General features: G+C 68.1%; 7 protein-coding genes and 1 other RNA gene. 3 read left to right on the forward strand and 5 right to left on the reverse strand.

From position 1 onward, the window contains the following. Complete coding sequence (locus ACFULV_RS30680; protein ID WP_378639450.1) at positions 1–888, reverse strand: alpha/beta hydrolase; 888 nt, start codon at positions 886–888, stop codon at positions 1–3. 36 nt (positions 889–924) lie between these two features. Here ACFULV_RS30680 and rnpB point away from each other — a divergent pair. Then, positions 925–1,332: RNase P RNA component class A (gene rnpB, locus ACFULV_RS30685), an RNA gene on the forward strand. Positions 1,333–1,395: 63 nt separating this feature from the next. Here the strand turns inward: rnpB and ACFULV_RS30690 are convergent. Beyond that, entirely contained in the window at positions 1,396–1,767 is a 372-nt protein-coding gene (locus ACFULV_RS30690; protein WP_378662741.1) for a hypothetical protein, read from the reverse strand. 414 nt (positions 1,768–2,181) lie between these two features. On the opposite strand from ACFULV_RS30690, the gene ACFULV_RS30695 reads away from it, so the two are divergent. Beyond that, positions 2,182–2,514, forward strand: coding sequence for a hypothetical protein (locus ACFULV_RS30695; RefSeq protein WP_378639453.1), 333 nt, complete (start codon positions 2,182–2,184; stop codon positions 2,512–2,514). A gap of 21 nt (positions 2,515–2,535) precedes the next feature. Next, positions 2,536–3,966 (forward strand): RNB domain-containing ribonuclease, encoded by a 1,431-nt coding sequence (locus tag ACFULV_RS30700; RefSeq protein ID WP_378662744.1) that lies wholly within the window; start codon positions 2,536–2,538, stop codon positions 3,964–3,966. Positions 3,967–3,975: 9 nt separating this feature from the next. Here the strand turns inward: ACFULV_RS30700 and ACFULV_RS30705 are convergent, their stop codons facing one another. From ACFULV_RS30705 to ACFULV_RS30715, 3 genes are read right to left on the reverse strand one after another with little or no spacing between them, the layout of a single operon-like run. Next, positions 3,976–4,833 carry a CHAD domain-containing protein gene (locus ACFULV_RS30705; protein ID WP_378662746.1) on the reverse strand — a complete coding sequence of 286 codons (858 nt, stop codon included), beginning with the start codon at positions 4,831–4,833 and terminating at the stop codon, positions 3,976–3,978. 4 nt (positions 4,834–4,837) lie between these two features. Beyond that, a complete protein-coding gene (gene pip, locus ACFULV_RS30710) occupies positions 4,838–5,800 on the reverse strand; it encodes a prolyl aminopeptidase (RefSeq protein ID WP_378662748.1) in 963 nt (320 codons plus the stop codon). Next, a complete protein-coding gene (locus ACFULV_RS30715) occupies positions 5,800–6,198 on the reverse strand; it encodes a hypothetical protein (protein WP_378662750.1) in 399 nt (132 codons plus the stop codon). Before ACFULV_RS30715 ends, pip begins: the two co-directional genes overlap by 1 nt. Positions 6,199–6,442 lie beyond the last annotated feature (244 nt).

The following is a 6,442-nucleotide window of genomic DNA, read 5'->3' on the forward strand; positions in this document are numbered from 1 at the left end:
TCAGGGGCGAAGGACCGACACCAGGAAATCGGTCTGGTCGCGTACTACCTGCTCGAAGACATCGTCGAAGTACACGTCGAAGTGGCCGACCGGATACTGCTTGACCACAGCGTGTTTGGTGCGTTCGGCGGCCTTGCGGGTCGGGCCGGCGGGGGCGATCGAGTCGTTCTCGGCGATCGCGTAGAAGACGGGGACCTTCAAGGACTTGGCGCGGCGGCCGGGGGAGTCGAAGAGTGTCGAAAACGCCACGCGGGCACCCACTTTGGGATCGTAGGTGTCGCTCTCCTCGGCCAGTCGGCCGTAGCCCTCCGGCACGTCGGTGGCGCTCATCAACGCCGCGGAGCGTTTGCGCCCGGCCAGGCGGATGCGGACGGGTTTGCGGCGGATCGGCCCGAAGAGCAGGTCGGTGGCGGCGATGGTGGCGACCTTGGTCAGGCTGATCGGGCCCTTGGCCATCCCCGACGCCCACCCGCTGGTGAACGGCACCTGGGCCACCACCGCGGCGAGGTAATCGTCGTCGGGCGCCACCGCGAGCACATGTCCCCCGCCGAACGAGGTGCCCCACAACGCGATCCGCGTGGCGTCGAAGCCCCGGATGCTGCGCGCGTAGGCGATTGCGGCCTTCCAGTCCTGCCGCTGCCGCGCGATGTTGAGCACCTGGCGCGGCGAACCCTCACTGGCACCGAAATTCCGGTAGTCGAACGCGAGCACCCCCATTCCCGCGGCGACGAACCGCCGCGCATACCGATCCAACCCCATCTCGCGGGTGGCCCCGAGCCCGTGCCCCATGATCACCAACGGCCGCGGACGAGGCGCGCCGTCGGGCAGGTAGAGCCACGCGGCGCACTGCTGCTCACCCGAAGGGAAACTGACGTCGACACGTTCCATGAGTCAATACCGTAGCGAGTACTCTGTACCGGCGGGCGAGTCGGCCGGGCGACCGCGGTAACGGGAACGGGCACGAACAGTGCCGCTGCCCGGTGCCGAGGAAAGTCCGGACTCCACAGAGCAGGGCGGTTGTTAACGGCAACCCGGGGTGACCCGCGGGACAGTGCCACAGAAAACAAACCGCCGCACGCACGTGCGGTAAGGGTGAAACGGTGCGGTAAGAGCGCACCAGCGCCCCGGGTGACCGGGGCGGCTAGGTAAACCCCGCCCGGAGCAAGGTCGAAGGCCGCATCGGTAACGGTGCGGCTGCGCAGGTGTTCGAGGGCTGCTCGCCCGAGCCTGCGGGTGGACCGCTCGAGGCACCCGGCAACGGTGTGTCCAGATGGATGGTCGCCCCCCGATGCGAATCGGGGACAGGATCCGGCTTACAGGCCGGCTCGCCCGCCCATGCGACGCGAAAGCGGCGGTTCCCACGGGAGCCGCCGCCTCGCTTCGCCGCAGAGCGGCTCAGCACATCAGTGTGGACATCTGGTAGACGGCCGTGGCCTCTTCGGTGGTCGCGGCGGTGTCACCGTTCTTGGCCGCCCGCTTGATCGTGGCGATCGTGTCGGCCTCGGACTTGCCCGCCTTGATCTCGGAGCAGGAATGGTTCAGCACCGCGGCCACGGCGGCGTCGTCGCGCCCCTGCGCCAGCTTCGGGAACGCGTTGCGGTAACTCACCACGAACATCCCCGCCTTGCTGGCTTCGACCTGGAAGGAAGGCGCGGGAGTGGTGGAAGCGGCGGGGGAACCGGCAGAAGAAGAGTCGTCGCCGCAGCCGGCCAGAAGCAGGGCGAAGACGGTGGCGCTGGCCGCGATGGCGGCGGTAGTTCTACTCACGCAGCGGGATGCTAGCCGCCCAGGAAACACGCCGCTTCCCGTGTGGTTAACGGGAAGCGACATGTTCCGGATCGAAGCGGTGAGCTACCCCGGGTTGATTGCCAGCAGGTGCGCCCAATAGCTGGCCGCGTCCGGTCCGAGGATCGGCGACAGGTAATCGAAAATCAGCCACGACATACGTTCGCAAACTCCCATTTATCGACGTGAGTGCCGCACAACCCGGCAGCTGCCGAGTGCGCCGCCGCCACAGTAACAATTGCCCGGAATGTCTCGGCGATCGTGTGTCGAGACAGAGAAAATGCGCTGGAACTCGCCGGGAAGGTGAGCGAGGTCATAGAGTGATCGCCGTCGGCAGGGCTCGCTGCCACTTCCTCGAGCCCAACACATTCGATCGCGGAAGCAGGTCACATTTACATGCGGGTAGTTCGTTCCATTGTCGCCGGTGCACTGATCGCCGGAGCCGCTGCGGTTTTCGCAACGCTTGGTGCCGGTTCGGCGAGCGCGGTCGCGGTGACCCCGCTCAACGGTGGGGTTCAGGTCGACCTCAGCCCGGCTGATACCGCCTGGGTGCACCAGTCCCGATTCGGCCTGACCGTGGCCGGTCTGCCGCATCCGTCGGCGGCCTCGTTCGGTCAGGCGCTCGACGCGGCCGCGACCGTGTCCTCCGCCGTGCCCAACGGCCGGGTCACTTTCACGGTGTACGGCCCGCTCGATCAGCTCAACGGCACCATGCTCGCACTGCAGTAGGAAATCGCTACTCTGCGAGTCATGGAACTCCATCAGCGGATCGTCTCGGCGCCGGTCGACTTCGGCGCCATCCGTTCCGAATTCGGACTGGCCTCGGAGTATCCGACCGAGGCCGTCTCCGACGCCCGCGACGCGGTGGACGCGTTCGCGGGCACCCGGGTCGATCGGACCGATATCGAGTTCGTGACCATCGACCCGCCCAGCGCGCTGGATCTGGACCAGGCGCTGCATATCGAACGCACTCCCACCGGCTTCACCCTGCACTACGCGATCGCGGATCTCGGTGCGGTGATCGTGCCGGGCAGTGCGCTGGCCACCGAGGCCGAAGTGCGCGGGCAGACCTTCTATCTGCCCGACGGCAATGTCCCACTGCATCCGACCGTGCTGTCCGAGGGCACCGCGAGTCTGCTGCCCGGCGTCGACCGGCCCGCCGCGTTGTGGACCATCGAACTCGACAATGATGCTGTGCCACTGAGCTTTTCGGTGAAGCGCGCACTGGTGCGCTCCCGGGAGCGGTTCGACTACGCGCAGGTCCAGGCTGCCGCCGACGCCGGTACTCTGCCGCCGTCGCTGACCGCGCTGCCCGAATTCGGTCGGCTGCGGATCGAGGCGGGTTTGGACCGCGGCGCGATCTCGTTGCGGTTGCCCGCACAGGAAGTGATCCCCGACGGAGACGGCTGGCGCCTGCGGCTGGAGCCCCGGACCGAGGCCGACGACTGGAACGAACAGGTCTCGCTGCTCACCGGCATGTGCGCGGCGCGAATCATGCTGGAGCACAAAGGGGCCGGCTTGCTGCGGACGATGCCGCCACCGCCGGACAGCGCGATCGATTCGATGCGGCGCACGGCGGCGGCATTGGGGGTCGAGTGGCCCGCCGAGGTCCCGGTGGGCCGCATGCTCGCGGGGCTCGACGCGAATACCCCCGCCGCGCTGGTGTTGATGTCGGAAGCCACCGGCTTGTTGCGTGGCGCGAGCTACACACTGCTCGCCGAACTCGACGACCCGACCCCGGAACAGCTGACGCACAGTGCGATCGGCGCACCGTACGCCCACGTGACGGCACCACTGCGACGGCTGGCCGACCGGTTCACCACCGAGATCTGCCTGGCCTACGATGCCGGAGTCGACGTGCCGCAATGGGTGACCGACGGTGTGAAGGCCGCCGCCGAGACGATGCGCCGCACCGATGCCGTCGCCGGCAAGGTCGATCGCGCCTGCGTCGACCTGACCGAGGCCACCGTCCTCCAGCCTCGGGTGGGCACCGAGTTCGCCGCCGTGGTTTTGCGTGATGCCAACGGGTCTCGGCCCGCTGAGATCTTCGTCAGTGAACCGCCGATCCTCGCGCGGTGTGCGGGACAGCCGCCGGAAGGGGAGAACGTCGCGGTGCGGTTGGCCGTCGCTGATCCGGGAACTCGGACTATCGGGTTCGAATACGACGGGCCACGTCGATAGCGGGGACTGTCAGTTCGCGGCGGAGATGAACGCGGCGGCCGCCGGGTAGTGGGCGATGGCTCGGCCCGCGGCTGCTTCCTCGGTGTCGGCGAGGAGTTCGTAGATGGTTGCCGCGGTCGCGTGGGTACCTGCTGCCACCACCAGGATCGCTTCGCGGGATTCGACGGCGTCGCGGTGGTCGCCGAGGACGGATTGGAGGCGCTTGGCCCGGGTGCCCAGGTCGGTGGCGTCGGGGCCGAGGACCGTCGCGGCGGCTTCGCAGGAATAGCGTAAACGCTTGGCGCCCTTGCGGATGTCGTGGAGCAGTTCCACGCGGTCGGCCGGAGTGGCGGTGGGCTCGGCGAAGACGAGTTTGCGCAGGCGTTTGCGGTCGCGGCGCAGGACCTTGTCGAAGATATCGGTCGCGTTGTCGCGGGCGAGTTCGGGGGCGAGCGGAGGATCGGTGCGCCAGGTTTTGAGGACTTTGCGCAGGCGGCGGTAGCGCTTGCCGTCCATGGCGCTCAGTACCTCCGTGTGAGCAGCGGTGTAGGCCGCACGGGAGGCCCCGACCAAGGCATCGGTGACCTCGGCGGGGACTCGGTCGTAACCGGTCAGCAGGTCGGTGAACCGTTCGGCGCGGACTTCGGCGTCGCGGGCCACGCCGAGCAGGTCGGCGAGCCACTTCAGTTCCGCTTCGGTGGCGGCGGCTTCCTCGGCGTCGAACAGCTTGCGATAGGAGCGCAGGACACTGCGGAGCCTGCGCGTGGCCACCCGCATCTGGTGGACCGAATCGTCGGCGTCGGCGCGCACATCGGGTTCGGCGTCGAAGAGCCGGTCGATGTCCTCGCGTAGCGCCGCGACGACGGCTTCTCCGGCCTCGGTCGCCATGGTGTCAGCCTCGCTTTCCGAACGTGTCGGTCGCCTCCACCAGCTGGGCGGTGATGCCGGGCTCGTGCGCGGTGTGCCCGGCGTCCTCGACGATGTGCAGCGTCGAGGACGGCCACGCGTTGTGCAGATCCCATGCGCTCACCGCGGGGCACACGATGTCGTGGCGGCCCTGCACGATCACGCCGGGGATGTCGGCGATCCGATCTATGTCTCGCAGCAACTGTCCCTCGTCGAGGAAGCCGCCGTGGCGAAAATAGTGGTTTTCGATCCGGGCGAACGCGAGAGCGAAGCGTGCTTCGGCGGTTTCGGCGACCCGATCCGGTTGCGGGAGCAGGGAACTCGTCGCGCCTTCCCATGTCGACCAGGCGACCGCGGCATCGAGCGCGACCTGCGGATCGGGGGAGTGCAGCAGCCGGTGATAGACCTCGACGAGGTCGTCCTCGCGTTCCTCGACGGGGACCGGCGCCAGGAATCTTGCCCACTCGGCGGGGTAGACGTTGCCCGCGGCGCCGTTGTAGTACCAGTCGATTTCCTTGCGCCGCAACAAGAAGATGCCACGCAACACCAGTTCGGTCACCCGCTCGGGGTGGGCCTGCGCATAAGCCAGGCCGAGGGTCGAGCCCCACGAACCGCCGAACACCTGCCAGCGCTCGACCCCCAGGTGGCCGCGCAGCAACTCCATGTCGGCGATCAGCTTCGGTGTGGTGTTGGTGTCCAGGGGAGCCCCATCGGCGATGTGCGGCATGGACTTTCCGCATCCGCGCTGATCGAACAGCACGATCTTGTACACGGCCGGGTCGAAGAAGCGCCGTTGCAGCGGCCCGGTGCCGCCGCCGGGTCCGCCGTGCACGAACACCACGGGCTTGCCGTCGGGATCACCGCTGACCTCCCAGTACACCGACTGGCCGTCGCCGACGTCGAGCAGGCCCTGCTCGCACGGTTCGATCTCGGGGTAGAGACCGCGCATCAGAACGCCAGTCCCGCGGCGAGGGAAGGCAATTCGAGAGCAGTAAGCGCCTCGGTCCGCACCTCGGGGCAGCTCTCGGTGGTCACCCGGTCGATCATCGCCTTGTCGGCGAGAACGTGCCCGTTGATGCCGCCGTTGCGGAAGCCCCAGTCGTGCACCATGGCGTTGAGCGAGATCCGCCCGAGCGTCGGCCCCTGCACCCGGAAGTTCGACAGCTCCGGCCGGATCATGTCGCACAGTTGCGCGGCGGAGGAGGGGCTGATCGTCAGCGTCCCGGCCGGCGCGGTGGTCGTCGGCGCGGCCGAGGTGGTGGTGCCCGCACTGCCGGTCGAGGCCGGTGGCGTACCCCCGCAGGCGGTCAGGGTCGCGGCGGTGAGCGCGCCCGCGATCAACAGCACGGAACGAGAAATCCAACGGCGTTGCGGCATCGGTACCTCTGCTAGTCGAACAGTGTCGCCATCGAGTCTGCCAGTTTGTGATGTGGTGCGTCGGGTCCGACGGGCGGGTTGGATCTGATGTTCGGTAGTCCCAGAACGGTGAACGCTGTGTTTGTCGGCGCGCTGGCGCGCGCGTGTCCGCGGCCCTGAGGGGCCGCCGGTCAGGCACCGGTGCTTGCTCCTTCGTCGCCTACGCACCGGCGCC

The sequence above is a fragment of the Nocardia sp. NPDC057272 genome (assembly GCF_042668615.1).
GTDB lineage: Bacteria > Actinomycetota > Actinomycetes > Mycobacteriales > Mycobacteriaceae > Nocardia.

What these genes read in the sequence shown, in the direction of transcription:
- pip (WP_378662748.1), bottom strand. Translation starts at nt 5,800, where the DNA reads ATGCGCGGTCTCTACCCCGAGATCGAACCGTGCGAGCAGGGCCTGCTC.
- ACFULV_RS30705 (WP_378662746.1), bottom strand. Translation starts at nt 4,833, where the DNA reads ATGGCGACCGAGGCCGGAGAAGCCGTCGTCGCGGCGCTACGCGAGGAC.
- ACFULV_RS30680 (WP_378639450.1), bottom strand. Translation starts at nt 888, where the DNA reads ATGGAACGTGTCGACGTCAGTTTCCCTTCGGGTGAGCAGCAGTGCGCC.
- ACFULV_RS30700 (WP_378662744.1), top strand. Translation starts at nt 2,536, where the DNA reads ATGGAACTCCATCAGCGGATCGTCTCGGCGCCGGTCGACTTCGGCGCC.
- ACFULV_RS30695 (WP_378639453.1), top strand. Translation starts at nt 2,182, where the DNA reads ATGCGGGTAGTTCGTTCCATTGTCGCCGGTGCACTGATCGCCGGAGCC.